The 26,355-nt window shown below is 69.2% G+C and carries 17 protein-coding genes; 6 read left to right on the top strand and 11 right to left on the bottom strand.

From position 1 onward, the window contains the following. Positions 1-123 precede the first annotated feature (123 nt). On the top strand, positions 124-1,917 hold the full coding sequence (locus AB0O15_RS28080; protein ID WP_364324038.1) for a hypothetical protein: 1,794 nt from the start codon (positions 124-126) through the stop codon (positions 1,915-1,917). Between the two features lie 96 nt (positions 1,918-2,013). Here the strand turns inward: AB0O15_RS28080 and AB0O15_RS28075 are convergent, their stop codons facing one another. The 3 genes from AB0O15_RS28075 to AB0O15_RS28065 all read right to left on the bottom strand — a co-directional run bounded on the left by AB0O15_RS28075 (position 2,014) and on the right by AB0O15_RS28065 (position 15,487). Beyond that, positions 2,014-13,569: an amino acid adenylation domain-containing protein gene (locus tag AB0O15_RS28075; RefSeq protein ID WP_364324036.1), complete on the bottom strand. Its 11,556-nt coding sequence runs from the start codon at positions 13,567-13,569 to the stop codon at positions 2,014-2,016. Positions 13,570-13,828: 259 nt separating this feature from the next. Continuing rightward, positions 13,829-14,506 (bottom strand): hypothetical protein, encoded by a 678-nt coding sequence (locus tag AB0O15_RS28070; RefSeq protein ID WP_364324034.1) that lies wholly within the window; start codon positions 14,504-14,506, stop codon positions 13,829-13,831. A gap of 534 nt (positions 14,507-15,040) precedes the next feature. Next, on the bottom strand, positions 15,041-15,487 hold the full coding sequence (locus AB0O15_RS28065; protein ID WP_364324032.1) for a hypothetical protein: 447 nt from the start codon (positions 15,485-15,487) through the stop codon (positions 15,041-15,043). Between the two features lie 128 nt (positions 15,488-15,615). Here AB0O15_RS28065 and AB0O15_RS28060 point away from each other — a divergent pair, with 128 nt between their 5' ends. The 3 genes from AB0O15_RS28060 (at position 15,616) to AB0O15_RS28050 (ending at position 17,850) form a co-directional block, all read left to right on the top strand. After that, on the top strand, positions 15,616-16,173 hold the full coding sequence (locus AB0O15_RS28060; RefSeq protein ID WP_364324030.1) for a carboxymuconolactone decarboxylase family protein: 558 nt from the start codon (positions 15,616-15,618) through the stop codon (positions 16,171-16,173). Positions 16,174-16,209: 36 nt separating this feature from the next. Next, positions 16,210-17,019: a helix-turn-helix transcriptional regulator gene (locus AB0O15_RS28055; RefSeq protein WP_364324028.1), complete on the top strand. Its 810-nt coding sequence runs from the start codon at positions 16,210-16,212 to the stop codon at positions 17,017-17,019. A 264-nt stretch (positions 17,020-17,283) separates the two neighbouring features. After that, entirely contained in the window at positions 17,284-17,850 is a 567-nt protein-coding gene (locus AB0O15_RS28050; protein WP_364324026.1) for a LuxR C-terminal-related transcriptional regulator, read from the top strand. Between the two features lie 19 nt (positions 17,851-17,869). On the opposite strand, the gene AB0O15_RS28045 is transcribed toward AB0O15_RS28050, so the two are convergent. The 4 genes from AB0O15_RS28045 to AB0O15_RS28030 all read right to left on the bottom strand — a co-directional run bounded on the left by AB0O15_RS28045 (position 17,870) and on the right by AB0O15_RS28030 (position 21,199). After that, positions 17,870-18,430: a histidine kinase gene (locus AB0O15_RS28045; protein ID WP_364324024.1), complete on the bottom strand. Its 561-nt coding sequence runs from the start codon at positions 18,428-18,430 to the stop codon at positions 17,870-17,872. A gap of 16 nt (positions 18,431-18,446) precedes the next feature. Then, positions 18,447-19,061 carry a sensor domain-containing protein gene (locus AB0O15_RS28040; RefSeq protein ID WP_364324022.1) on the bottom strand — a complete coding sequence of 205 codons (615 nt, stop codon included), beginning with the start codon at positions 19,059-19,061 and terminating at the stop codon, positions 18,447-18,449. A gap of 28 nt (positions 19,062-19,089) precedes the next feature. Then, a complete protein-coding gene (locus tag AB0O15_RS28035) occupies positions 19,090-19,839 on the bottom strand; it encodes a serine protease (RefSeq protein ID WP_364324020.1) in 750 nt (249 codons plus the stop codon). Positions 19,840-20,254: 415 nt separating this feature from the next. Then, positions 20,255-21,199: a GGDEF domain-containing protein gene (locus AB0O15_RS28030; protein WP_364324018.1), complete on the bottom strand. Its 945-nt coding sequence runs from the start codon at positions 21,197-21,199 to the stop codon at positions 20,255-20,257. A gap of 143 nt (positions 21,200-21,342) precedes the next feature. Here AB0O15_RS28030 and AB0O15_RS28025 point away from each other — a divergent pair, with 143 nt between their 5' ends. Then, positions 21,343-21,492 (top strand): hypothetical protein, encoded by a 150-nt coding sequence (locus AB0O15_RS28025; protein WP_364324016.1) that lies wholly within the window; start codon positions 21,343-21,345, stop codon positions 21,490-21,492. Between the two features lie 27 nt (positions 21,493-21,519). Then, positions 21,520-22,512: a helix-turn-helix domain-containing protein gene (locus AB0O15_RS28020; RefSeq protein WP_364324014.1), complete on the top strand. Its 993-nt coding sequence runs from the start codon at positions 21,520-21,522 to the stop codon at positions 22,510-22,512. Here AB0O15_RS28020 and AB0O15_RS28015 read toward each other — a convergent pair. From AB0O15_RS28015 to AB0O15_RS28000, 4 genes are all read right to left on the bottom strand, one after another. After that, a complete protein-coding gene (locus tag AB0O15_RS28015) occupies positions 22,490-22,963 on the bottom strand; it encodes a cupin domain-containing protein (RefSeq protein WP_364324012.1) in 474 nt (157 codons plus the stop codon). The two genes, AB0O15_RS28020 and AB0O15_RS28015, sit on opposite strands and share 23 nt — an antisense overlap. A gap of 165 nt (positions 22,964-23,128) precedes the next feature. Further along, positions 23,129-23,782, bottom strand: coding sequence for a response regulator transcription factor (locus AB0O15_RS28010; protein ID WP_364324010.1), 654 nt, complete (start codon positions 23,780-23,782; stop codon positions 23,129-23,131). Beyond that, positions 23,770-24,972: a sensor domain-containing protein gene (locus AB0O15_RS28005; RefSeq protein ID WP_364324008.1), complete on the bottom strand. Its 1,203-nt coding sequence runs from the start codon at positions 24,970-24,972 to the stop codon at positions 23,770-23,772. Before AB0O15_RS28005 ends, AB0O15_RS28010 begins: the two co-directional genes overlap by 13 nt. Positions 24,973-25,008: 36 nt before the next feature. After that, a complete protein-coding gene (locus AB0O15_RS28000) occupies positions 25,009-26,214 on the bottom strand; it encodes a serine hydrolase domain-containing protein (protein ID WP_364324006.1) in 1,206 nt (401 codons plus the stop codon). Positions 26,215-26,355 lie beyond the last annotated feature (141 nt).

Below are 26,355 nucleotides of genomic sequence, written 5' to 3'. Positions count from 1 at the left end.
AAGACCCGCGAAATCAATGCGGAAAGGCCATATCACACGCATCGGGCGTTGAGGGAATTCCCTTCATAGCATCGCGTTCTGAGAGGGACAAATGTCATTCGTATCGTTCAGGAAAGTCCAGTGATGGGCGCTCTCCGCGGGGTTGCCGAAACAGCGAGCATCGGCGAGGCCCAGCCGAAATCGCCGGAAGCAGCACCATGGCTTCCGCCCTCTGAACTGGTCGCGAGGGACGAAGAACTACTGACGGAGCTCCACGAGAAACTGAGTGGCGGCTCCATCGGCGATCATCAAGGTTATCGCAATGACGATCTGGCCGCCCGTGCGCAGCCCAGCTACACCTTGAGCCAGCTTCGCGACCTGGAACGTCTTCTCAAGGAGCGCGGTACACACTCCATCGCGGTGCCGTACGGCATGATCAATGTTGACGAAGAGGCACGTCGCATCCCGTTCGTACCGGCCACGGAGACCCGGGCGGCGCACGGGGACATGTCAGAAAAGGTCTATCTGCGCGACCACATCCAGACGGCATGGGCGTTCATCGAACTCCACCAGCATGACCCCGAGCGCTACTCACCCGAAGGGGCAATGGGTCGCAACCTGCTACTGAGCGCATTCCACATGCTTTCGACGAACAGGCAGCTGGAAAGACAGCAGGACGTCATCCGTCTTCGTGGTGCGGCCACACAACTGCAACACCCCCACATCACCCTCGAGATCGCTGACCTGAACAGCGAGAAGGACCTCAATTGGCGCCATCGCCAGGACACCCAGGCCATGATGGCGCATCTGTCGTTCCAGGCACTTGGCAGCGGCTTCATATCGGACGATGATCTCAGTGACCGTCACCGGCGCATGCTGGCCGACTTCGTGCCGTACCTGGACGCTTGTGGTTACCCGTACAACGACCACAACAGCGGATCGTGGGAAGAGAACGCGGTGCCGAAGCGCACTTCCGTGACGGCGGTGCAGGTGGCCGCCCTCCATGCGCTGCTTTCGCTCGTCACCGGCGACTCCGCGAAGCGATTCACCTATCTCGAGAGCGGCTGGCAGGTGCACATGTCCGGCGGCGAGAACACCGACTTCGTGGCGACGCTGGACGCGATGATTCATCGCGGCGCCGCCGTCGTGGGCCGTCAGCTACCTTTCGAGACCCCTGACGAAGAGGTCGAGAGCATTCGATACCGAGAGCTGGATGCGACGCTCGTCTACCTTCTCAGATACAACACACCGGATATTCTTGCCAGCCGCCGGATTCCGATCGGGAAGGAGGGCAACGTCTGCACCGAACAAGAGATCGTGGACATCATTGTCGATCGTCTGTCCACTCTGGTTGATCCGGTGACCGGAGGCATGAAGCGGTACCAACGCGACTCCTACGAACGAGTCAACTTTCACACGAACGCCACCCAGTGGTTGATCAAGCGGATCAAGCGCCACGTCCAGGAGAAGAGTGACGCCAGCGGCCGCCCCGTGGACCTCGAAGAGAAGCAGCGGCTCCGCGACGCACTCGTACCCTCCGGGCGCGAGGCCATGTGGACGCTTCCAGTGAACCAGCTTCTTGCCGCACACGCGCACCGCACTCTGCGGCTACTTCGCGAACAGGGCGTCGCCGCCGCGGAGGCGTCGCTCGAGACGACCTTCTCGGTCCTCAACCAGACTCTGGGCCTCATCACTGGGCACGACGAGTATCACATCGAGCTTCAACCGGACGGCTCGACGGCCGTGGCCCAAACTCCCGCCTACCGGTTTCCCGAATCTTTCAACACCGTCGACGGCCGCCACGGTCAACGGATCATCGCCTCTCCGCACACGCCCCTTCACTGGAGCGTCGCCATGCACCGCGAAGGTCTCGGAATTCTGGCCAAGGCGGTCGAGCAGATTGATCTCCATCGAGCCGGTCCGCCCGTCCAGGGGTGACGAACGCCCAGAGTTCCAGCACCACACGGTGGTCGCGGGAGCCGACCCTCTCGGCCGCCTGGGCAACCCGCAAGCGGTGGGCGTCGATGCCCAGCCTCAGCTGGTCGTAGGCGGTGGTTGGACGTCGTCATCGAGGTCGAGCCGCTCATGCAAAAGGTGCAGCGGCGCTGCCCGCACCCCGGCGGCGTCGAGGGCGTACCAGTAAGCGGCGGCCTGCTCCGGATCGACCGGCCCGGTGACCAACGGCAGGCCGGGTTGCGCCGCATGCAGCAGGGACTCCAGCTGACAGGACGCGAGGGTCCGCGGCAGCTGCGCCGTCACCGCCGGCAGCCCGGGAGCACTTCTCCGGGTCGTCTCGCCGCAGTCCAGCAGGCCGCCGCCGACGATCAGCACGTCGCCGTGGTTCCGCATCCGGGCCAGCGCGCGGGCCGTGTCGAAACAGTGCGGGAACGAGTCGTCAACCAGGATCGTGCCCGGGCGCAGCTGATCGACGTCCAGCGTGTGCGGGCCGCTGCTCGTCGCGGCGATGATCACGTCCGCCCGCTGAACCGCCCGCGGCTCCGTCACGATCTCCACCGGGACCTCGACGCTCGCGGCGATCTCAGTGAGACGCGGGACCGCCGCCGGCAGATCGCACAGGATCAGTCCGGCCGGCCGCTCGGCGGCGCGGGCGAGCAGCAGGGTCAGCGAGGATGTGCCGATCGAGCCAACGCCGAGCACGGCCACGACGCAGTCCCCCAGCTTGCGGCCACGGGCTGCCAGCGCCGCCAGAACGGTACGGACGACCGCCACGGCGGTCACCGCGTGACCGGTCGTCAGGTTCGCCCCGGAGCGCAGGTACGGAGAGACGGCCTCCCCATAACCGGTGTGAGCCGGGATCATGCCCGCCAGTGAGACCGTCCGCGCGCCGTGCCCGGCGGCCAGATCGACCGCTGCCGCCGCGTCCCGGGCCAGGTCGGCGTGGCCTAGCTCGTCAGCGAACCGGGGCACCGCGACGAACCCGGACCGGCCCAGTGGGGTGTCGACGGTCTCCAGCAGCCGGGGACGGCCGTCGGGGACGAGCATCGCGCGAATCGTCTCGCGGTCCAGTCCGGGCAGCAGGCGCCGGACCTCTTCGGGCAGTGCCCCGGCCATGGCGGTCAGCTGCCCGGGGGCCGGCAGATAGCCAACGAGCGCGGCGTCCAGCGCCCCGGAACCCCCGCCGCGCTCCGAGGCGCCGAGATTCTCCGCGTCCATCGCCGGGCCGATGTCTGCGGCGTTCGGCGGGGCGCCGAGGGCCGCGGCCAGCTCCCGTTCCAGGTGGGACAGTTGCTCGCGGGGGAAACGGGTACGCAGGGTCAGGCGCAGACCGCCGTCGACCGGACGGACCGCCAGCAGGACGTCGGTGCCGGGCGGGACAGCCAGGTCCGCGTCGGTGTCGTCCCAGGTCAGCCGCAATAATTGGCCTTCGAGCGGGCCGAGCGCCCCGAAATCGAGGTGGGTGAGGAAGTACCGCCAGCCGTACGGTGCCGTGAATCTCCTGGTCCGGGCGTCGGCGACGGCAACGGCCACCTCGGCGAGGCCGGCACCGGGCCCGGGACGGACCGCGACGGCCGTCGCGCACGGCCCGAAGATCCGCCCGACATCAGGCAACGCATGGTCACGACCGGTCACCGCGACACCGATCACCGGGTCTGGATGGCCGGTCACCGCCGCGAGCGCACGATGGTAGGCCGCGAGCACCGGGAGGAACGGTGTCGCACCGGCCGCCAGTGCCCGTTCTCGCAGCGCCGCCACGCCGGGCGGACTCACCGTCAGCCCGCCCGTGACGATCGTTCCACCGGTGCTCATCGGATCACCGTCGTGCGGCACCACCTCGGGCGTCCCGTCCGCCGGCAGGGCCACGTAGTCACGGAACGTCGCCCGCAACGGTGCCAGCCCCTCCCCGTCATAGGTTGCCAGCAACTCACGCAACAGCAGCGCCACGCTGTATCCGTCGCCGACCAGATGGTGCGCGTGTGCCAGCACCACGTGCTCCTCCGGGCCGTACCTGAGCAACCGCAACCGGACCAGGGGCCACCGGGCCGGATCGAAGCGATGCTCCCGCTCCGCCGCCAACTCCTCGTCGAGCGGGCGGGGCCGCGGTTCGTGGCCGACGACGAGCCGGACGGACGGAAGCTCGCGTTGCACCGGCGGCCGCGCGCCCTGCGGGAAGACGGTCCGCAACATCGAATGCCGCTCGACCAGCACGTCCACCGCCCGCTGGAAACGCGCTGGATCGAGCGGGCCGCGCAGTCGCGGAGCCGCCAGCCAGGTCGGCGGAGCACCGACGGCGTCGGCGAGCAGGAACCCGCGCTGCGTCAATGTGACCGGGAAATCCCCGTCGGGCCTGCCCTCGACGTCGTGGTCGACGGCCGGCCCGGCCGCCGCGTCGATCACGGCGGCGAGCCCGGCAAGGGTCCGATGCCGGTACAGGACCGTCGGTCGTGGCAGCGCGGGCCGATGCTCGGCCAGGCTCGCGAACAGTTCCAGCACACCGATCGAGTCCCCACCCAGTGCGAAGAAGTCGTCGTCCCGCCCGACCGATGTCACGCCGAGCCGCCGCGCCCACAGGTCAGCGAGCAGCCGCTCGGTCGCGGTCCGGGGCGCATTCGTCTCGGATGCCCCGGCGGGCGCGGCCGGCCCCGATTCCAGGGCCGCGCGGTCGGTCTTCCCGGCTGCGGTCAGCGGCAGTTGCGGCACCACCTCGAACCGGCTCGGCACCAGATAGTCCGGCAACAGCCCGGTCAGGTACGCACGCAGCGACGGCCCGTCGGCCGAGGACGACTGCACCCAGGCGACCAGCCGCTGCCCTTCGACCCGGACGGCGACCCGCTCCACCGCGGAATGCTGCCGCAACACCGCCTCGACCTCACCGGGCTCGACCCGGAACCCGTGCAGTTTCACCTGATCGTCGGCCCGCCCGCGGAACCACAGCACCCCGTCGCCGTCCCGCGCCGCGAGGTCGCCGCTGCGATACCAGCGCCGCCCGTCGCGCTCGACGAACGCCGCCCGCGTCTGCTCCGGATCGTCGAGATAACCGTCGGCCAGCCCCGTGCCGCCGATGTGCAACTCGCCGACCTCACCGTCGGCACAGAGCCGCCCGTCCGCCGCGATCACCTCCACGACCGCCCCGCCGATCGGCCGCCCGATCGGCAGCCGGGTCGCGTCGTCACCCGGCCGCGAGTCGATGAGATGCCAGGTCGCGTTGATGGTCGTCTCGGTGGGCCCGTACAGGTTGGTGATCCGCTGCCCCGGACCGAGCAGGTCGAACCATCGCCGCACGTGCGCCGGCGACAGTTCCTCCCCGCCGACGTGCACCCACCGCAGCCGGGACAGATCGGCCCGACTTCGTTCGGCGGCCGTCAGCACCCGCTCCCAGAGCGTCGGCACCGAGCTCCACACCGTCACCCGGTCTCGCTCCAGTCGCTCCACCAGCAGTTCCGGATCCCGTACGGTGTCCCGGTCCCATGCCACCACGGTCGCGCCCACCAGCAGCGGGGCGAGCAGTTGCCGCACCGAGGCGTCGAAGCAGATCGACGCGGTCTGTGCCAGTCGATCCCCTTCCCGATAGCCGAAGGCGGTGATCGCCCAGTCCAGGTAGTTGACCATCGCCCGGTGGCTGACGGCGACGCCCTTCGGGCGCCCGGTCGATCCCGACGTGAAGATGACGTACGCCGTGTCCGCCGCCGTGTCTTCCACAGCCGCCGCGGTCGCGCCCGTCACCCGCACGTCCATCAGCGTGAACCCGCGCCGGCCGAGCGCTTCGGCCGCGACCCGCGTGCCGGCGTCGCAAACCACGACCTCCACCCCGGCCCGGCCGAGCTGGCTCGCCAGTCGCGCCGGCGGATGCGCGACGTCCATCGGCACCCACGCCGCACCTGCCTTGAGGATTCCGACCACGCCGATCACGGTGTCCGCTCCGGGGCTGGTCAGCAGCCCGATCCGCCGCGGCCCGCCATCCACCAGCCGCCCAGCGAGCCGGTCGGACGCGACATCCATCTCCCGATAGGTGAGCACCGCGCCGTCAGTCATCACCGCCGCACCCTCCGGAGTGCGCCGGGACTGCTGCCGAATCCGCTCCACCACCGAAGCAGGGGCCGGCGAACCCACGTCATCCCGCACGGCCTCTCCTCCGGCGAGCGCGATGATCTCCGCGAGATGCTCCTCCGCGAACCGTGCCACGGTCGCGTGCCGGAACACCGCGATCGGATAGTTCCAGGAGAAGTGCAATGCCCCGTGCTGCTCGAAGCAGACCAGCCCCAGCCGCGTGGCCGCCGACGCCGTCCCCGCTGTCGTGGCAAGCACGTTCGTCCGGCTCTGGCCCACGCCGGGGAACCGCGCGAAGCTGAAACTCGCCGGGCTCACCGTGCGCGGCCCCGCTCCGCTCGGCTCCAGCATCCGCGCCAGGTCCACTGTCGACACCGATCCGTGCTGCTCGGCTTCGAACCACGCGTCACGCAACCGGGCCGCCAGGATCACGGCCGGTTCGCCCACGCGCACGTCGGCGGCGAGCACCGGCAACGTGTCGGCGAACGGTCCGACCATCCGCTCGATGCCATCGAGCCGGGCGGTCCGCCCCGCCCTGGCCACCGAAACTGGCACGGACTCCTGCCCGCTCCACCGCGCGAGGCATCGCACATAGCCGGCCAGCAGAAGATGAAAAACGGACACGCCGGCAGTCCACGCCGCCGCGGTCAGCCGGTCGCCGATCTCCCTTTCCAACACCCTCTGGTGTACGCCGAACGGTGCCGACGGTTCCTCCTCGGCCGCACCGTCGAACGGCAGCCCGAGCCGTGGATATTCGGACAGGGACGCACGCCAGTATTCGACGTCGGCCGAAGCGGGCGGGACTCGCCGTGCCTCATGGTCGGCGAACGTCACCGGTAGAGGCGCTGCCGGCTCCTGTCCTTCATAGATCGTCCAGAGCTCGTCCCCGAGCACCGCGATGCTGTATCCGTCGCCCGCCGCGTGATGCATCACCACGACGAGATGGGCGAGTTCCTCCCCCGCCACCACGAGGACCGCCCGGATCGGTCCTTCCCGGCTCAGGTCGAACGTCCGGTTCCGCAGTTCGGCGTCCAGCTCCGCCACCGACGCGTCCCACTCGCCAGTCGATGCGAGCGGTTCGGCACCGCTCCTGACAACCGTGTACCACTCCGGTCCCCGGCTGCTGCCGGGCGCCACGAAGTACTGGCCGTCCGGACCGAATCGCACCCGCAGCATCGGATGCCGTCGCTCCAGTTGAGCGAAGGCACGCCCCAGCCGTCCGGAATCTATCGGCCCGCCAAGGGTTTGTCGCACATAGGCGTAGGCCGGGACCGCGGGATAGAGCCGTCCCGTCGTGACGAAGGCCCGCTGCACCGGACTGAACGGGAATTCCGTCGCTTCCGGCCCGGCCAGATGCCCGACGAGTTCCCCGATCGTCCGGTGTTCGAAGAACAGTGTCGTCGACAGCGTTCGTCCGAGCCGTTTCTCCAGCTCCTTGACCATGTCGACCGCGGTGAGCGAGTCCAGTCCCAACGCCAGGAACGGCTCGTCGGTCCCGATCGATTCCGCTTCCCGCGCCAATGGTCCGGCCAGCAGCTCCCGGACGAGCGCCACCAGGGCGGTATGCCCCCACCCATTCCCGGCGGACGTGGCCGGCCCCGGCGAGACTTCTACCCTGGCCGCCCCTCCGGCGGGTGTCCGGCCGGGAGCCCCTCCCGTCGTCAACGACTTGCCGGGACGCTCCCCGGTCGTCGAGGACCCGCCGTCCACCAGCCCGTTCCCGAGTGCTACGGTCGGTGCGGCAGTCGCTGGTCGCGTACCCGCCACGGTGATCATCACTTGGTGAGCGCCGAGCCCGGCCGCCGCCCACAACACCTCCGGCAGCCGTTCGATCGGCAACATCCCGTCGCCGGTGTTCGCCGGACCCCGAGGGGTGTGTACGGCCGCGAGGCCCGCGCCGGCGAGCGCGGGAAGGTTGACCGCCACGAACGGGCGGCCCGCGGCCCGTTCCGCCGCCGCGAAAGCGTCCAGGAAGACATTGCCTGCCACGTACTCACCCAGCGCACCGGCAAGCCCCGGCCGCACCGACGAGATCGAGGACAACGCCACCACCAGCGGCGGGGGCTCCCCCAGCGCACGAGTGAGCAACATCGTCCCGCGTACCTTCGCGGCCAGCCCGGCGGCCAGCTCGCCGGCGGTCTTGGTCCGCAGGCTGCCCGGCCGCACCACACCGGCGGCCTGCACCACGACGTCGAAATCCTGGCCGGCGACCAGCGCCGCGACATCCGCCGCGACACTCACGTCCGCCACCCGGTACTCCGCTTCGGCCCCCAGCCCACGCAACTCGTCGAGAAGCGCGACGGGCGCCGCGGAACGGCCCGCGAGCAACAGCCTCGGCCGGCCGCGCCGGGCCAGGTGCCGGGCGATCTCGGCACCGGCCGCCCCAGCCCCTCCGACGATCAGGTAACTGCCGTCCCGGGGCACGGCCGGCATGTCGGCGGTGCTCTCCTCCTCGTAGTCCGACGGCACGAAGACCCGTGTGAGCCGTCGGCCGGCCCGCCAGGCGACGATCTCCGCGGGTCCGGCGGCCGGCACCGCCTTCTCGGCCTCGACGGCCGCGGTCCGGGCCTCTTCCGTGTCGTCCGAGCAGAGGTCGACGATCCGTACACCGGCGCGCGGATTCTCGTCGGCGAAGGCCATCGCCAGCCCGGCCCAGACCGCGTACCCGGGACGCGGCCGCTCCGCGCCGATCGCCCAGAGGTCGCTGGTCACGATGAGCAGAAAGCCGTCCGTCGGCGCCGCGGCGATCGCCGCGAAGGCGGTCTCGGCCGCCTCGGTGTCGGCGACCAGGACCGTCACCGCCGGGTCGTCCCCCGGTTCCCGGGACGCTGAGCCCGCCGGCCCGGGCGTGACCGTGGCTTCCCCGGCTCCGGGCCAGGTCGGTGCCGTGTCACCGGCACGGGTGGACGTCTTGTCCGGGAGTGGAGTTTCGCTCCAGGCCGGAACGGACAGGACCGGCCGTGGCGGGTCGGTGATCCAGTAGCGGCGCCGCTGGAACGGATAGGTGGGAAGGTCCACCCGACGCGTCCCGGTGTCGAGCCCGGCGCGGTCGAGGGGAACCCCGCGCGACCACAGCTCCCCGACCGTGGTCAGGAGCCCGGCCGCGTCCCGGCCCGCGAAGAGAGCCGCCGTTCCCCGTACACCTGCTCGCGGTTTTGCCTTCTCGCGTACGAACGAGGAAAGCGTGACCGAACCACCCACCTCGACCATCGTGTCGAAGCCGGCCTCACGCAGCCGGATTGCGGCCGCCGCGAAGAGGACCGGGCGCACCGCATGGGCCGCCAGATAGGGCGCGTCGAAGGCGGCACCCCACTCGCCGGTGACCGTGCTGATCTGCGGAATCACCGTGGCGCGAGGCGGTGGCGCCAACCGGCCGAGCTGATCGGTGATCGGCTCCATCGCCGGCGAGTGGAAGGCGTGCGAGACCGCGAGGCGGCGGGTGACCACGCCGTGCGCGCCGAGCCGGGCCGTGACCTGCTCGATCGCCTCGAGCGTGCCGGCGAGCACCACCCGTTCCGGGCCGTTCTCGGCCGCGACGACCACGCCGTGCGCCGCGAACCCATCCGGTGCGCCCTGGGCGGCGTCGCGGGTCAGCAGGCCGGCGATCTCGGAGACGGACGCGGCGACGGCGAGCATCGCACCGGGCGCGGCGAGAGCGGCGGTGAGCCGGCCCCGCTGGGCCGCCAGCAGGACAGCCTCGACCGCGGTCAGACGGCCCGCCGTGACGGCGGCGGACAGTTCCCCGACGCTGTGGCCGGCGACCGCGCCCGGCCGGACCCCGTAGGCGGCGAGCTGCGCCGCCTGGGCCACCCCGAAGGCGACCACCAGCGGTTGAGTGACCTCCGTCCGGGCCAGTTCCGCGACCGGGACCGTCGGATCGATGCACCACTCGGCCAGGGTCCGGCCGGCGATCGGGCCGGCCGCCGCGGACATCTCGTCGAGGACCGCACGGAACACGGGAGCGGTGGCGTACAGGTCGGCGCCCTGCCCGGGCCGCTGCGTGCCCTGTCCACCGAACAGGAACGCCAACCGGCCCGGCCGTCCGAGCGGAGACCCGGGCGCCACCGCGGCGAGCTGCTCCGCGAGGTCGTCTCCGGCGACCAGGGCGATCCGGTAGGGCCCATCGTCCCGGGCCGACGAGGCCGTCGCGCAGACGTCCGCCGTCCGCAACTCCGGATGCTTCCGCACATGGACCGCCAACTCGGAGGCCGCCGCCCGCAGAGCCGGCCCGGATCGCGCCGAAAGCGTCAGCAGATGCGGCCCGTCGGCCCTGTCGCCTTCACGGGAATCATCCGTCTGATGGGCCGCGACGATGACGTGGGCGTTGGTCCCGCCGAACCCGAAACCGTTGACACCGGCGATCAGCGCCCCGGTCCAGGGCCGATGTTCGGTGACCACCTCGAACCCGGCCGCGGCCAGGTCGAAGCGGGGTGATGGCCGGTCGTGGTGCAACGACGGGGGCAACTCCCGATGCCGCAGTGCGAGGATCACCTTCACCAGTGCCGGCATGCCCGCGGCGTTGAGCAGGTGACCGATGTTCGTCTTGACCGAGCCGAGGAAGCGGGGACGACCGTCCGGCCGGGGCGGGAACGCGTAGGCCAGCGAACGTGCCTCGACGGGGTCGCCGACCGCGGTCCCGGTGCCGTGCGCCTCCACATAGCTGACCTCGGCCGGGTCGACACCGCTGTTCCGGTAGGCGTCCGCGATCACCTCTCGCTGGAGCGACGGATTGGGCGCCATCAGACTCAGCGAGCGGCCGTCGTTGTTGACGGCGGTGCCCCTGACCACGGCCAACACGCGATCGTCACCAGCATCGGCGAGGCGGGTCAGGATCAGAACGGCCCCGCCCTCCCCCGGCACGAACCCGTCAGCGCCCACGGCGAACGCCCGGCACCGCCCGGTCGGCGACAGCGCCCGTGCGTCGCCGAGCAGCATCTCGCCGGTGGCGGTGAGGTTGAGGTTCACCCCGCCGACGACCGCGACGTCGCAGTCCCCCGCCGACAGGCTGAGCCGGGCCAGATGCAGCGCCACGAGCGCGGACGAGCAGGCGGTGTCGACCGCGAGCGCCGGACCCCGGAGGTCCAGCAGATGTGCGACACGGGCAGCTGTCAGGTTTCGGAGCGTCCCGGTGAGCGCATGCGCCGCGGTGCCCCCGACAGCGCCGCCGAGCGCGCCGGCGACGATCTCGGGATACCCACTCTCGCCGACAGCGGCGAACACCCCGATCCGCCGGCCCGTGCGGTGCGGTCCGGCATATCCGGCCCGTTCCAGCGCCTCGTGGGCAAGTTCGAGGAAGATCCGGGCATGAGGATCGAGCAACCGCGCCTCGTCCTCCCCGATCCCGAAGAATCCGGCATCGAACAGGGCCGGATCCGCCAGGAAGGCCCCGTGCCCGCCGTCGGCCCATCGGGTCACCGGCGTGACGCTGTCCCGCCCAGCCACAAGGTTGGCCCAGAATTCCTCCGGCGTATCCGCCCCGGGAAACCGGCACGCCATTCCGACAACCGCCAACTCCTCGCGCCGACCGATGTGATCCGGGGGCGAGGCGGCCTGGGCCCTCGCGGGTTCCAAGTCGGGTTGCGGGGAAGGCGGAGGCGTCAATCCGACGGCCTCGTCGGCCTCGTCGGCAAGGAGCCGGTCGGCGAGGGCGGAAACGGTCGCGCAGTCCCTCAGCGTCGCCGGATCGAGGGTGCGGCCGAACGCGTCTTCCAGCGCTGCCAGCACCTCCATGGCTGCCAAGGACGATCCGCCGATCGCCAGGAAACGGTCCTCAGGTTCGATCGTCTCCACCGGCATTCGCAATACGCGGGCCCAGATTGCCCGGACCACGCTCTCCACCTCGGCACGGCTCAGAGGCGCTCCCGCAGCCAACGACGCTTCAGCGGTCGCGACGGTCCGGCCGGTCGGCGGCGGCGCCTCCGCTGACGAGGCGGGCGTGGTCGTGGTCGTGGTCGTGGTCGTGAGACGGTCGCGGAGAGGTTGGCGTCGAAGCTTTCCGCTCGTCGTTCGAGGGAAGGCGCCGGTGGGGACGATCTCGACGCGGACCTGGTCATAGGCGAGGGCCTCCGCCACCCGGGCGCGGACCAGAGCGGTCAGACCCGCCAGGTCGGGACGGACGGCGGGGGCCGACAGGAAGACCGTGACCTGTTCGCGGCCCTGCGACGGGTCGGTCACGCCGACCACAGCGACGGGGCCGGAGCCCAGTCCAGGGGTGGCGGACGCAACCTCCTCCAGGTCGGCGGCATGGAAATTCCGGCCGTGGATGAAGAGGACGTCCTTGTCCCGGCCGGTCACGCAGAGGCGGCCGCCGCGCAGGAAGCCCAGGTCGCCGGTGCGGAGCCAGTCACCGTCGAAGGCTGCGGCCGTGGCGGCGCGGTCGCCGTGATAGCCGCGGGTGACGTTGGGCCCGCGAACCTGGATGTGCCCGACCAGGAAGTCCTCCAGCACCATGCCCGTGTCATCGACGATGCGCAGCTCGCAGCCCGGCACCGGATAACCGACGTCCATGAATGACACGGCCGGCAGGAGACCACGTCGGCCGGCCGAGTCCCCAGGCGCGGCAGAGACGGTGGGGTTGCCCGTGGGGCCGGCGGGAAGAGGCAGGGCGACGCCGCGGGACAACGCCGCACGGCTCAGGTGGAGTGGGACGGCGATCTCGTTCAAGGGTGGGCAGGCGACCGCGACGGTGGCTTCGGCCATGCCGTACACCGGCTTCATGGCGTCGGGTGCCAGCCGTGCCCGGCGAAGCCGGGAAGCGAACGTCGCCCAGACCGACGGGGAGATGGGCTCGGCCCCGACCATCAGCAGGCGGACGCTGCTGAGGTCGAACTCGTCCAGCATCTCCTCAGGAACGCGGCGGTTGACCAGGGCCAGGGCGAAGTTGGCGGCCGACAGGATCGTGGCGCGGTGCCGGGAGGCGGTGCGCAGCCACAGCTCGGGGCGTTTCGCGAAGGCGAGCGGGCTCACCCGAATCTGGCGGCAGCCCGCGTGCAGCGGCACGAGGTGAGTGCCGATCAGGCCCATGTCGTGGAAGTACGGCATCCAGGTGACCGCGATGTCCGTGCTGGTCACGCGGCTGATGTGGGCCGCCTGCTCCAGGTTCGCGACGACGTTGGCGTGGGTCAGTTCGACGCCCTTCGGCGTACCGGTGCTGCCGGAGGAGAACTGGAGGAAAGCGAGGTCGTCCGGACGGACCCGAACGGGGCTGGAAAGTGGATGCGCGGATCGCAGGTCGCGTGGCGACATCAGGATGGCGCCGGGCGTCGCGGTGTCGCCCGCCAGCGGCGGATCGCCTAGGTGGCGGCGGACAGCGGCGAGGCGCTGGGCTTCCGGCGGGAGGGGCACCGGAACGACGCCGGCGACGATCGCGCCCCAGAAGAGGCCCAGGAAGTCGACACTGTCATCGGCGACCACCAGCAGCGGGTCACCGGGGCGCAGGCCCGCCTCGCGCAGGCCTCCACCGATGCGCAGAGCATCGGCGAAAAGCTCGGCATAACTGGTGAAACGGTCGTTGTCGCCGACGTGGACCAATCCCTGGCCGGGTGCGACAGTGGCGGCTCGGACCAGCACATCGGTCAAGGTCATGATCAAGGCCCTATCGACGGGGTCGGTGCGTACGCACGCCCAAACCTGGCCGTGCCGCGTCGTACATCAATCCTTCACGAAAAAGCCGAGGTCGGGCCTACGACCGGCAGACCGGCCGCCGGCTCGTGCCAGCCGCACCCGGCACAACGGCCTGTACCGATCCACAACCGGCGACGGCGATGTCAGGCGGCAGGTCTGGCTTGGGTAATAGCGGTAACGGGCACCATGCAGCTCCGGCGCCCGTCTGGTACGCCGCAGGTCAGGCGGTCCACTGGTAGACGCCGAGATCCACCAGGCGGACCGCCGAGGCGAACAGCAGGAAAGCCCCGACGCCCAGTGTGCCGATGCGGACCTTCCGACCGCGGAACACCGCCGCGATACCGAACAGGAAGAGGGCGGTGGCGAGCAGCACCGTGACACCGTCGAACTTGTCGCCGTACTCGTCCAGGAACTCGCCGCGCTCGTTCTCGCTCGCGGCCTGCTTCTCCATCTCCTCGCCCTTATCCCACTGCTCGATCGTGTAAGGGTTGCCCTCGACATCGTCGAACGGAGTGTCCGCCCCGTCATCGGGCTGCTTCTCCCACCACTCGATCGCCTTGACCAGGTTGTCGTCCATAACGGTTTCGCGCAGGTACACGGGCACACCACTGTCGTCATCCTGAGCCGCGATGACGTACTGGATGAACTGCTGCTGATCCGCGTTGTTCTGCTGAGTACCCTGGTCGTACCACTGACCGGCCTCGCTGGAACTGAGCGTGGCCTTCGTGAACTCCTTCTGCGAGTCCCCGCCCGCAAGACTGCCCTGGAACGCGGCCCACGCGGTCAGCGTAGCGGCGAGTCCGAGAAGAACGGCGACTACCAGTTCGAGGCGGTCGACCTTCTCTCTGACTACGGGCGCGGCGTTCTCCGCAGGGACGGGATCAGAGGGATAGCTCACGACAGACTTCCTTCCAGCAGACCCGGGACGGCCCCGGACGCGAGGCATGATCCTCATCAAATGCGCCCACGCCCGCAAACGCCCTCCCTGGACATCGGGCAAGGCACTTGAGGACCTTGCACGGACGAGTCCTAGTAGGACTCGGCGGCTGATTGTCGTATGTCGCTGGTAGCCCTTCGGGGTGATGTCTGGCCGCATGACGTGCAGCGGAGCCCTCGTTCAACCGGGGAACATCGGGTGGTCGCGGCACGAACGGCGCGAACCTGCGACGATGGCTCGACGTCTGCGAGCACCCGGTGGCGCATCGACAAGTTGAGATGCTTGTCAGCCTGATCTTATCCAGACGTGCACTCAAAGAATGCCCAATAGATCAGCGGTTCCCGGTCGGTCGGCTCGGCGAGCCGGGGATCGGTCGAGGGGTCGACGATCGGCCCGAGCCGGCCGGCGAAAGCGGTGTCCACCGGCGCCACGACGGCACCGGCGGCCGGCCGTCGTCCCGGCGCACCACGCCCGTGACGGCCGCTTCGCGGTTTCTCAGCGGTGTGAATCGAGCCACTCCTGAATCTCGGTGATGACCTGCTTGTCGGGTTCGCCGAACTCCGGGGAGAACTTCCGGGTGACGTTCATGGTATGGGCCATGCCGGGGTAGATGACGAGCTTGTGGTCCTTGTCGCCGGCCGCGGCGACGGCGGTGTCGGCGACGATCGCGATCCGGCCGTCGTGGTTCTTGTCGGTACGGGCCAGCACCTTCCTGCCGTCGAGCAGCACGGAGCGGAGCTGGTCGGCGACCTCCTTCGGCTGACCCACCAGGCCATCGGCAGCCTCGACGGCGGTCAGCTGACCGTCGCCGTTGAGGTCGAACTCGTCATGCATCTGCACCAGCAGGCGACCGTAGATCTGGAAGGTCAGCAACTCCTTGATGGGCTTGCCGACAACCCCCATCTCGACCACGCCGAAAACGCTATTTTCGGCGGCGGTCAAGATCTATCCCGCCTACTACCCACCCGCGGGTACCGCTAGCTCTACCCCGCGTCGCGGAAGGCCGGTCAGGCCAGGTATTACCTCGGAGGGAATTGTTGGGCGGCGGCCGCGGGCGCAGAGTTGCCGGCATGACCAACTACGAGATCCACACGATCGACACCGCACCGGACTACGCCAAGCAGCCGTTCGCGATCCTTCAGGAAGCTTTCGGCTTCATTCCGGGTGTGGCGGGCGCGATGGCGAACTCGTCGCCGTTGCTGAACTCGTTCTTCTCCGCCTTCGGCCACTTCCGCGGCGCGGGCACGTTCTCCCCGGCCGAGCGGCAGGTGCTGCTGCTGTCGAACGCGGTCGCCAACAACTCCGCTTGGGCGGTCGCGTTCCACACGCTGGAGGCGCTGGCCGACGGTGTGCCGCCGGCCGAGGTCGACGCGATCCGGCAGCGCCGGCTTCCCACCGACGCGCGGCTCGCCGCGTTGTCGGCGCTAACCCAGGCCCTGATCACCAGGCGGGGACACCTCGACGAGGCCGACACCGCGGCGTTCCTCGCCGCCGGATTCGACCGCAACCAGATCCTCGAGGTGGTCACCGGGGTGGCGATCTCAGCGATGACCAACTACGCGGCGACGGTCGCGGATCTCCCGCTCGAGGACCGGCTGCTCGAGCACAGCTGGAACCTTGAGCGCTGAGGGCCGGCGGAGCCGGGAATGAGGGATAGTGGCGTGATGTCCGAGGTCGGCACGCTGATCAGGCACTGGCGCAACGCCCGGGGCCTGAGTCAGCTGGCCTTGGCGGCCGGCTCCGTGGTCTCGTTACGGCACCTGTCGTTCATCGAGACCGGCCGGTCGAGCCCGTCCCGCACGATGGTGCTCAAACTGGCCGAGGTGCTCGATGTGCCGTTGCGGGAACGCAACAGCCTCCTGCTCGCTGCGGGCTTCGCGCCGGTCTACCCGGAGTCGGCGCTCGACGCTCCGGAACTGGCCGCGGTTCGCGGCGCCCTCGACGTCATCCTCGCCCAGCAGGAGCCCTATCCCGCGCTGGTCATCGACCGGGACTGGAACATCCGGCAGGTCAACGGCGCGGCCACCCGATTCTTCGAGTTTCTGCAGGCCGGGCATGACGCCGCGGCGCCGGGTCCGCCGAACGTGCTTCGCCGGATGTTCCACCCGGACGGTGTCCGGCGATACGTGACGAACTGGCCGGAGGTCTGCGAGGCCCTGGTACGCCGGGTGCGCCGTGAAGCCATCGGCGGGGTCACCGACGAACGCGCGCAAACCATCCTCCGGGAGGTGCTGGCATACCCGGGTGTACCGGCCTCACTTCGATCGCTGGACGCCAGCACGCCCACGTTGCCGGTCATACCCATTCAGTACGCCCGCGACGGGCGCCGGTTCGACTACTTCTCGACCGTGACCACGCTCGGCACCGCGCAAGACATCACGCTGCAGGAACTCCGCATCGAATGCTTCTTCCCGACGAACGACCTCACCCGCGACCACGCACGCACGCTGGCCGCACCCGCGTCTGATCGGTAGGGGCGAAAACCGCGTCCCTGCGGTGGTCGGCGACGGTGGTGCAGGCGCAAATCCCTGCTCTGGTTCGTACCGATGGTGGCGCTGGCACCACCGGCATTCGTGCATGCCTGTGTCATCGATCGGCACGCCCGTCCTCCGTAGCGTTCGTCGTACGTTGCGCGGATGGAGCTCTGATGGCCGACCGTCCCCGGCGAAGATGGAGGTAGGTGAACTATGAGCAAATCGATCGCGGTGTCGGTGCTCGCGTCCGAACCGCTGCGAGAGATGGGCATCACCGCGATGCTGAAACGGTTGCCGGAGCTGTCCGTCCGGCGGTTCTCCCCGAACGTACACAGCGATGTCGTCGTGGCCGACCTGAGCCGGCTCGTGTTGCCGACGCTGAGGCCCCTGCAAGAGGCCGCGCGGGCACACGGGTCGGTCGCGGTCATCGTCACGGACGGCCGCGAGGCGGATCCCGCGGCCATGTTCAAGGCGGGCGTCGTTACCGTCCTGCACATGGTCGAGGCGACCCAGGCTAACCTCCTGTCCGCTGTTCAGAACGCGGCCGCGATCGACCGTCTGGGGATGGCGGTGCCCCGGAACGACTTGACCGACCAGATCCGCCGCCTCGAAAGGATCAACGGCGGAGACGGAGCGGGGCCGGTCCTCTCCGAACGCGAGGCCACCGTCCTCCGTCATCTGGCCGCCGGGCTCGAAAGCAACGAGATCGTGAAGGAGATGAACGTCTCGGAGCGGACCCTCAAGTACATCCTCTGGTGCGTCATGAGTCGCTTGTCGCTACGCAACCGGGTCCACGCGGTGGCTACCGCGATCCGGGCCGGTGTCATCTGACCACCAGGTCAGCCTTTGATCACGAGCCGAACGGCACCGTGGCCGTGATCACCGTCGGCCCCCCGGACGGCGACTCCACGGCCAGCTTTCCGTCGAGGACGACCAAGCGCCTGCGGAGCCCTTCCAATCCTCCTCCCGGACGTGGAACCGCACCGCCCGCGCCGTTGTCGCGGACAGTCATCCGAATCTGGCCGCCTCTGGTGAGGACCTCGAGGTCGATACGATCGCAGCCGCTGTGGCGAACGGCGTTGGTGATCAATTCAGCCGCGGTGAAATACAGGGCGGACTCCATCGGCGCGGGAAGCGCCCGTGGCACATCGGCGCTCAGCCGCACCGGCACGGCGGCGGCAAGCACCAATTCCTCCAGGCCACCGGAAAGGCCCCGCTCCGCCAGGACCGGAGGATGGATACCGCGAACGATGTCCCGCAGTCCCTCCAGCGCGGTGCTCGCGCTGGCACGAGCGTCCGCGACCATGCGCCGCACGGGCTCGTCGTCCCCGGCGAGCTGCTCGGCCATGCCCAGTTTCAGGCTCAGCGCGGTCAGCTGTGCCTGCGCCCCATCGTGCAGATCACGTTCCAAGCGGCGAAGCTTCGCCTCACCGGTGTCGAGCGCGTCGGCCCGGTCCTCGTTTGAGCTTGGCGATCCGGCCGACGAGCACGGCTCCCCGGGTCGGTCGTAGCAGGACCCTCGCGAGCCGGCGCTCGACGGACAACAGCAGACCCTGGAGGAAGAACGTCAGTACGCCCACCCCCACTGCCCGCATGACGAGAAGCCAAGCCTGGGCCGGCCCCGTGATCAGTGACCCGTTCAGATTCAGCGTCTCACCGTCGGGCCCGACAGCGAGCAGCAGGGGTGCCATCAGACCGGCGGCCGTCCACACCCAGAGAACGACGCTGACGATGGCCACCGGCAGCAGAAAGACTCCATTCGCCAGGTGCCACATCACGTCGCGCCAAGTCGCGGGATCCCCGGCGAGGACCCGTAGGCGTGCGGTGAGCCCGCCGGGAAGCGCCGGGTACGAAGCAGGAACGTCGAGGCGGGCCCGCCAGCGGTTCGATACCCGCCGCATCGCACGAAGCGCGAGGTCGAGCAACGGCAGCCCGACTCCGGCCAGGCACAGCAGCGCCGAAGCCGCCACGGCCACGATCAGGGCAAGCGCGATGAGGCCGCGGACACCATGGTCAGCACGTCGCGGATCCCAGGAGTCCATCGCTTCACGTCGTTCGCAACTCCTCGGATCAGCCACCGGACACGAGGCGGCGGGACGCGCGCCTGATGTCTGGTGCGAAGTAGGCGACGTCGGTGAAGACCGGCTTCGCATCCTCGTTGTTCTCCCATTCGCAGTCCGAGCCGAAGCTGACGATGCCTACCTGTTCCCATCGGCCGTGGGCGAGCCGGCGAAGGCCCGGTCCACCGGGGTCACCGTGGCAGAAACTACGCCGGTTCACCGTTCGCGTACACAGGTACTGGTCGTAGTGGTCCGGGTTCTCCCCGCACTGCGCGTCGGGCAGGAACGGCAACTCCACCTTCTGCAGGTGACGCTGCTGCTCACCTTCCCAGGACGCCGCACCCCACCCGGTGACGGTGACCGTCTCCGGATCGATGCGATCGGTCGCCAGCGGCAGCGTGGGCAACGACATCGGCGCGGCGAGCTTCAGCAGGCCCCAGTCGTTGTCGAACCATTCGCCAGGTGGCGTGTACGTGGCCACCGAAGCCACCGTGTCGCGGGCCGGGTCGGCCAGGTCGACCACGCCGGCAACCACCGTGAAGCCGTCTCCGGGGCGGTCGTCGAGGCAGTGCTTGGCGGTGAGCACCAGGCGGGGTTCGATCAGGGTCCCGCCACAGTCCACCGGCAGCAGCCGGACCATCCAGGAGAACTCACCGGGCGCCACGGCCTCACCGCCGCTGATGGCTCTCGCCGGCGTGGCCCCGGCCAGCACCACCACCGCGGCCATGACCAACACCGCCCGGAGCCTGAGCAGAACCATGGCGATCTCTCCCTGGGAAGTAGTTGATCGGTACTCATATACCTCGCGGATGGATCAGTGTAGGAGCAGCCGCAGGGCCGGAGGCTCGGTTTGTCCCAAAGGGAGAACCTGTCGGCCCGGGCGGCCGCTTCCGGACCGAAATGGCAGCGCGGCCGGCTCGTCCTTACGGCAACGGCGTCAAGGCCCACATCGCCAAGGGCGGCCGGCTCATCTCGGTCGACGGCGCGCCGCTGGCCGGCCTGCCCGCCTCGGCCGGTGCGGCCATTCCGGCGGTCATCAGCGGTCGGCATCTTGCCGACTGCCCGGTGAACAGCACCGTCGCCGCCTGCGCCGGCACCTCCGCCGCGGGCCGGGGAGGCTACACCTTACGTACAAGGCGCCGGGTACGATCCGACGACGCTGAACGCCGTCTCGGTCAGCTCCGGAACCACCGCTTCGACGTGTGGACGCGCCGGGACTGGGCGGCCGAAGCCGCCGTCAGCGGATCAGGCGTGATCATCGGCCATCTCGGGACGAACGTCGTGATGCGGTTCTTCCCGCTGTTCTTGGCATGATAGAGGGCCAGATCGGCACGATGGATGACCAGTTCAGCGTCGTCCTCGAAACTCGTCGGCGTGGCAATGCCGATGGAGACCCCGATGCGAACCGTGTCGCCGTCAATCGTGTACTGCTCGCTGAGGTGCAACTGAACGCGCTCGGCGACGGCAAGCGCGTCGTGTTCGCCGTCGTTGAGTCCTCGGCAGAGCACCACGAACTCATCACCGCCGAACCGGCTGACGTAGTCTTCCGGACGGGTCGCGGCGATCAATCTTTGGGCGACCTGGCGGAGCAGTTCATCGCCGGCCCGATGGCCGAAGGTGTCGTTCACCGGCTTGAAGCCGTCGAGGTCGAGGAAGAGGACGGCGAACGGGCGCCTGTGCGCGATGGCGTTCTCGGCCCGCTCGTGCAGCAGCGAGCGGCTGGCCAGCCCGGTGAGCGGGTCATGCTGCCGGGCTTTGGCAAACCGCGCCGAGCTGGCCAGCGTGGCGGCGCCCAGGCCCCGCCCGGAGCTGTCCAACACCACCAGCCACGGCGTCGAGGCGTTCACGCTGTTCGCCAGCGCGGCGCCAAGACCAGAGACCGGCCCGGCGAAGGCGGTGTTGGCGTATTCTCTGGTTCTCTGGTCGCTCGCGCGGAGATTGTCGCCGATCAGCCCGGCGGCGAGCCGACCCCGCTGGTCGAAACCGTCCAGGATCCCCGAGCGGGTTTCCGCCTGCGTACGGACGAGATAGAACCCAGCCCCGCCGACCAGCCCGAACGCCACCACCACGATCAGCGCCGCGTACCCGCCGCCGAGGACCATTGTGCAGTAGCCGTTCACGTCGGTGCACTTGAGGTTCTGACCCTTGGCCGGCGCGTTGTGCGGCTTCGGCGGGCCGCGGTGACCCGCATGCCGTCCGGCAGCCACCCAAGGTGTAGTGCGCCCTGGCCGGCTGAACGGGCTGCGGCTTCAGTGCCTCGGCGATGGCCAGTGACTCCGGGCGGCTGAGCGGTTCCCGGTTGGTCAACGGCAGGAATGTGGCCCAGGCCGTGCCGTCATACTTCCAGGCGAGCGCCGACGTCGAGCAGTACCGCGATCTCACCCTGAGCACCGACTACGACGTCGCACCCTGATATGCCTCCCGCGTATCGTCGCGTCCCATGGTGGTGCACTTCCGAACCTCGGGACGTCCTTCTCCGCACCGGATCGATGCGTGGAGTGAGGCCGTCGGCCGGTTGCTGCTACCTCTACAGAGCCGTGCCGGCACCGATGGTTTCGACGCGAAGATGCTCGTGGGTGACATCGGTCCTCTCCGAGTGTCCGAATTGCTCACACCACCTGGTGAGTGCGTCCGCACCCCGGCCCTGATCGGCGAGCAGAACCAGCGGTTGTATCAAGTCGACGTGATCAGCCGCGGGACCGTGACCGTCGAGCAGAACGGACGCCGGGCGCAGCTGGGCGCCGGCGATCTCGCGTTCACCGACCCGGCGCTGCCGGTCGCCTACAACAGTTCGGCATGCACCCACGTCAGGCTTTTGTTCCCTCGCACGATGCTCGCGCTGCCGGCCACGGACATCGCGACAATGACCGCGGTCCGCCTGGCCGGCGACCGGGCCAGCGGTGCGCTCCTGTCGTCACTCAGCCGCCAACTGCCGCAGCGCCTCGAGGACTACGATCCTGATGAGGAAGTACGCGTTGCCGCCGCGGTGATCGACCTGGTCAGTGTGACGTTGTCCACCCATCTCGGCCGCGCGGGCAGCATCACACCCGACGCCCGGCGTCGCGCCCTCATGCACCACATCCACGCCTACATCGACGTGCGTCTGGGTGATCCCGGGCTCAGCCCCGCGCTCATCGCCGACGCCCACCACATCTCCGTACGATTCCTGCACAAGCTGTTCGAGTCGCAGGAGTCGACTCTGTCGTCCTGGATCCGGCAACGCCGGTTGGATCGGTGCCGGGCAGCACTTCTCGACCCGGCTCAGAACCATCGGTCGGTCAACGCCATCGCCGCCACCTGGGGGATGGCGAACCCCGCGCATTTCAACCGAGCGTTCAAGGCCGCGTACGGACTTCCTCCCGGTGCATATCGCGCCGGCGCCGTGGTGCACCGGGAGCCGTACGGTGGTGTTACCCGGCCACGCCGTCGGTGAGGTCGGCGGGCACCGCCCCAGGCGGTCCCAGGATGACGTCGCCCATCTCCACGGCGATCCTGGTGAAAAGCTCGACGTCCACGGGTGTGTCGGGAGTCGCGAGTTCGGCAGGGGTGCCGGCCCGGGCAATGAGCTCGGCGAAGCCAGCCGGTGACGAGATCTGAAGCGCACGCACCCCCTCGGGGCCCGCTTGCAACGCGTGAGGCACATGCATCGGAATCGCGAAGTAGTCCCCCGGCCGGAGAGTCACCATTTCCGGACCGGCCCACACGGTGAGCGACCCCTCGACTATCCAGAACCGCTCGTCGTACCGCGTATGGACATGCAAGGCAGTTCGAGAACCCGCGGCGTTGACGTTGTCGGTGAAGTCATGGCGCCCGTCGGTGTCCGCGGCGGACGTGAGGATCGTGGTACGCAGATCCGCGCCCAGGACGAATGTGCTGAAGCTCAACGATGGTCCCTTCGATGGCGAGCGACTCTCCCCGTGGCCGCGGGCATGACGTGCCGTGGCATCACACGAGGCAAGAGCAGCATGCCGCGCCACGGGTGGCCGGTCATTGCCTCACGACGCACACCCGTTCGCTGCCGGCGCACGGTCTGACTCGGCTGTGGCGAGTCAGACGTCGTCACCGCCGAGGTACGTCAGCACCGCCTGGACACGCCGATGCTCCGTCTCCGAATGGGTGAGGCCGAGCTTGGCGAAGATCGAGTTGATGTGCTTGTTGATGGCACGTTCGGTGACCACCATGCGCTCCGCGATGGAGATGTTCGACCGGCCTTGAGCCATCAGCGACAGCACCTCGCGCTCGCGGGGCGTCAAGGTCGTCAGCGGCCGCGCATGGCTGGGACGGGCCAGCAGCTTGGCGATCACCTGCGGATCCATCACCGTGCCGCCCGCGGCCACCTGCCGGACCGAGTCGACGAAGTCCACCACGTCACCGACTCGGTCCTTGAGCAGGTAACCGACCGCGCCGGCACCGTCGGACAGCAGCTCCCGGGCGAACAGTTGGGCCACGTATTGCGACAGCACCATCACCGGTAGCCCCGGGATGGCCCGGCGCGCCTCGGTGACCGCACGCAGACCTTCATCGGTGTGCGTCGGTGGGAGACGTACGTCCACGACTGCCACGTCCGGAACGTGTTCGTGCAGTGCCACGCTGAGTTCCGGGCCGCTCTCGACCGCGGCGACGACGGTGAAGTCGTACGCGCTCAGCAGCCGGACCAGGCCGTCCCGCAGCAGGGCCGAATCTTCGGCGATCACGACACGCATGGCATCTCGGCAGTGATCACGGTCGGACCTCCGGTCGGTGAATCCACCCGCAACCGTCCGTCGAGCGCGGAGAGGCGCCGCCGCAGGCCTTCGATGCCACCGCCGGCTCGCGGAACCATATCCCCCGCGCCGTTATCACGGACAGTCATCCGGATCATCCCGTCCCTCGTGGCGACGGTGACATCGATCTGATCGCAGCCGCTGTGGCGGGTGGCGTTGGTGATCAGTTCGGCCGCGGTGAAGTACAGCGCGGACTCCAGAGGCGCCGGGAGTGACCGCGGGACGTCGGTGCTCAGCTGGACCGGCACGGCGGCGGCAAGCGCAAGCTCTTCCAGCCCGCCGGACAACCCCCGTTCGGCCAGCACGGGAGGATGGATGCCGCGAACAATGTCCCGCAGCCCTTCCAACGCCGTGCTTGCGCTGGCGCGGGCATCCGCGACCAGGCGGCGGACCGGCTCGTCCTCCCCGGCCAGCTGCTCGGCCATGCCGAGGTTCATGGTCAGCGCGGTCAGCTGCGCCTGCGCGCCGTCGTGCAGGTCACGTTCGATGCGACGCAGCTTCGCCTCCCAGCTGTCGAGCGCGTCAGCCCGGTTCTCGTTGAGCTCGGCGAGCCGGCCGGCGAGCACCGCGCGCCGGGTCGGCCGCAGCAGGTATCCGGCGAGAAGACGTTCGGCGGACAACAGCAGGATCTGCAGAAGGAAAGCCAGCACGCCTGCGGAGAGCGCCTGCAGGACGACCATGCCGGCGGTGGCCGGCCCGGTCACCAGCTGCCCATTCAGACTCAGCGTCGCACCGTCCGGCCGGAACACCAGCAGCAGTGGAGCCGCCAGGCCGGCAATCGCCGACATCCAGAGATAGACGATGATCAGGCCACCCGGAAGCAGGAGGACGAAACTCGCCAGAGCCCACGTCAGATCACGCCAGATGGCCACGTCGCACACCTGGGCACGCAGGCGGCCGACGATGCTGTCGGGCAACACCGGGTACGGAGCCGGTGCATCGTCGAGGCGCCTGCGCCGCCGGTTCGCCCGGCGCCGGAGTGCCTTGAAGGTCAGGTCCAGCAACGGCAGACCGATGCCGACCAGACACAGCAGCGCCGATGCCAGCGTGGCGAGGATCAGGGCAAGCGCGGCGAGGCCTGCGGACACCATGACCAGGACGTCGCGCGACCCGCGGAACCATCGTTTCATGTCATTCACCTTCGGCCGCGCCACATTCTCGGAGGGCTACCGGTCGGCGCCGTGCTCGCGAAGGGTCTGGTAGACCGTCTGAGCCAGGTCGGGCAGCTTGTCGGCATCCGAGTCCGTCGAACTGTTCACACCGATCGCGATGATCAGGCCGCTGCCGGGAAAGTACATGTGCAGGGTCCGGAAGCCGAGCGTGCCGCCGACGTACGTCCACACCGCATCGGTGGCTTCGGTGTAGTGCTGCGCCACGCCCAGCCCGAATCCGACCGGGTCGGTGGCGGTGGTCTCCTTGATCGGTGCGGAGGTGCTGACCGAGACGAGGCTCCGCAGCTCGCGCTGCTGCCTGGCCGGCAGCAGCCGGCCCTCGTACAGCGCCCGGTCCCAGGTCGCCATGTCCGCGAGTGAACTGATCAGCCCGCCGGCGCCCTGCGCCCAGGTCAGGGCGAGCGGCGGAACCGGCTTGTCCAGAAGTGCGGGCAGTCCCGCCTGCTTCAGGTAGCCGGCCGGCATCCGCGCGACGGTGTTCGCCCGGCACGTGTACGGCGCGTAGCACGTATCACGCAGGCCGAGCGGCGTGATGATTCGCTTGGTGAGCTGGTGAGCATAACTGTCGTGGGTCACCCGCTCGATGACCATCTGCGCGAGCAGATAGTTCGTGTTCGAGTAGCTGAACCCGTGCCCGCCCACCGGCTGTCGGGAGACGAACGAGACCAGCTGCTCGGCGGTGAACGTGGTCGCCGGATCGGCGGAGATCCTGGTACCGAAGGCTTCCGTGTTGGCATAGTCGGAGATCCCGCTGGTCATGTTGAGCAGCCGCTCGATCGTGACGTCACGCCACGGCTTGTACTGCGGAAGCCACTTGCCCAGCCGATCGTGGACGGACACCTTGCCCTCCGTCTCCAGCTGCAGCACCAGCACCGAGGTGAACGCCTTGGTATTACTGCCGATCTGCCACAGCGCCGCACCGGACACCGGCTGCCGGCCTCCGTACCGGGTCGTACCGGCAGCGACATCGACGGTCCCGCGGCGGTCGCGGTAGGTCGTCCGCAGCGACACCGCCGACACATGCTCGGTCACACCACGCTCGTTCAGATACCGGTCCAGATCACCCTTGAGATCATCGACGAGCGCCGTGCCATGCCGGGCGGCCGTGCCGGACGGAACCAGCGCCGCCTGCGCAACCGTGCCACTGCCGACGGCGAGAGCCGCGACGGCCGCCGAGATGAACCACTTCGTACCTCGCATCGAAATCTCCTGCTTTCTCGCTGAATCACTTACGGCTTGGGGCAGTTGAGGCCACCTGCGGGCAGCGTCCCGTTGACGTTCGGTAAGCCACAGTTGCTCCTTTCGGGTAGGAGCAACGCTATGGGAAACGACCTGCTCGAT

The organism is Actinoplanes sp. NPDC089786 (assembly GCF_040684855.1).
Taxonomy (GTDB): Bacteria; Actinomycetota; Actinomycetes; order Mycobacteriales; family Micromonosporaceae; genus Actinoplanes.
The sequence above is the reverse complement of the archived record's forward strand: the minus strand, read 5'-3'. Positions and strand labels throughout refer to the sequence as shown.

Excerpts from the sequence above, each read along its gene's own strand:
- AB0O15_RS28080 (WP_364324038.1), top strand. The coding sequence starts at position 124 with ATGGGCGCTCTCCGCGGGGTTGCCGAAACAGCGAGCATCGGCGAGGCC.
- AB0O15_RS28075 (WP_364324036.1), bottom strand. The coding sequence starts at position 13,569 with ATGACCTTGACCGATGTGCTGGTCCGAGCCGCCACTGTCGCACCCGGC.
- AB0O15_RS28060 (WP_364324030.1), top strand. The coding sequence starts at position 15,616 with ATGACCAACTACGAGATCCACACGATCGACACCGCACCGGACTACGCC.
- AB0O15_RS28055 (WP_364324028.1), top strand. The coding sequence starts at position 16,210 with ATGTCCGAGGTCGGCACGCTGATCAGGCACTGGCGCAACGCCCGGGGC.
- AB0O15_RS28050 (WP_364324026.1), top strand. The coding sequence starts at position 17,284 with ATGGGCATCACCGCGATGCTGAAACGGTTGCCGGAGCTGTCCGTCCGG.
- AB0O15_RS28040 (WP_364324022.1), bottom strand. The coding sequence starts at position 19,061 with ATGGACTCCTGGGATCCGCGACGTGCTGACCATGGTGTCCGCGGCCTC.
- AB0O15_RS28035 (WP_364324020.1), bottom strand. The coding sequence starts at position 19,839 with ATGGTTCTGCTCAGGCTCCGGGCGGTGTTGGTCATGGCCGCGGTGGTG.
- AB0O15_RS28025 (WP_364324016.1), top strand. The coding sequence starts at position 21,343 with ATGGCCAGTGACTCCGGGCGGCTGAGCGGTTCCCGGTTGGTCAACGGC.
- AB0O15_RS28020 (WP_364324014.1), top strand. The coding sequence starts at position 21,520 with ATGGTGGTGCACTTCCGAACCTCGGGACGTCCTTCTCCGCACCGGATC.
- AB0O15_RS28010 (WP_364324010.1), bottom strand. The coding sequence starts at position 23,782 with ATGCGTGTCGTGATCGCCGAAGATTCGGCCCTGCTGCGGGACGGCCTG.
- AB0O15_RS28005 (WP_364324008.1), bottom strand. The coding sequence starts at position 24,972 with ATGAAACGATGGTTCCGCGGGTCGCGCGACGTCCTGGTCATGGTGTCC.
- AB0O15_RS28000 (WP_364324006.1), bottom strand. The coding sequence starts at position 26,214 with ATGCGAGGTACGAAGTGGTTCATCTCGGCGGCCGTCGCGGCTCTCGCC.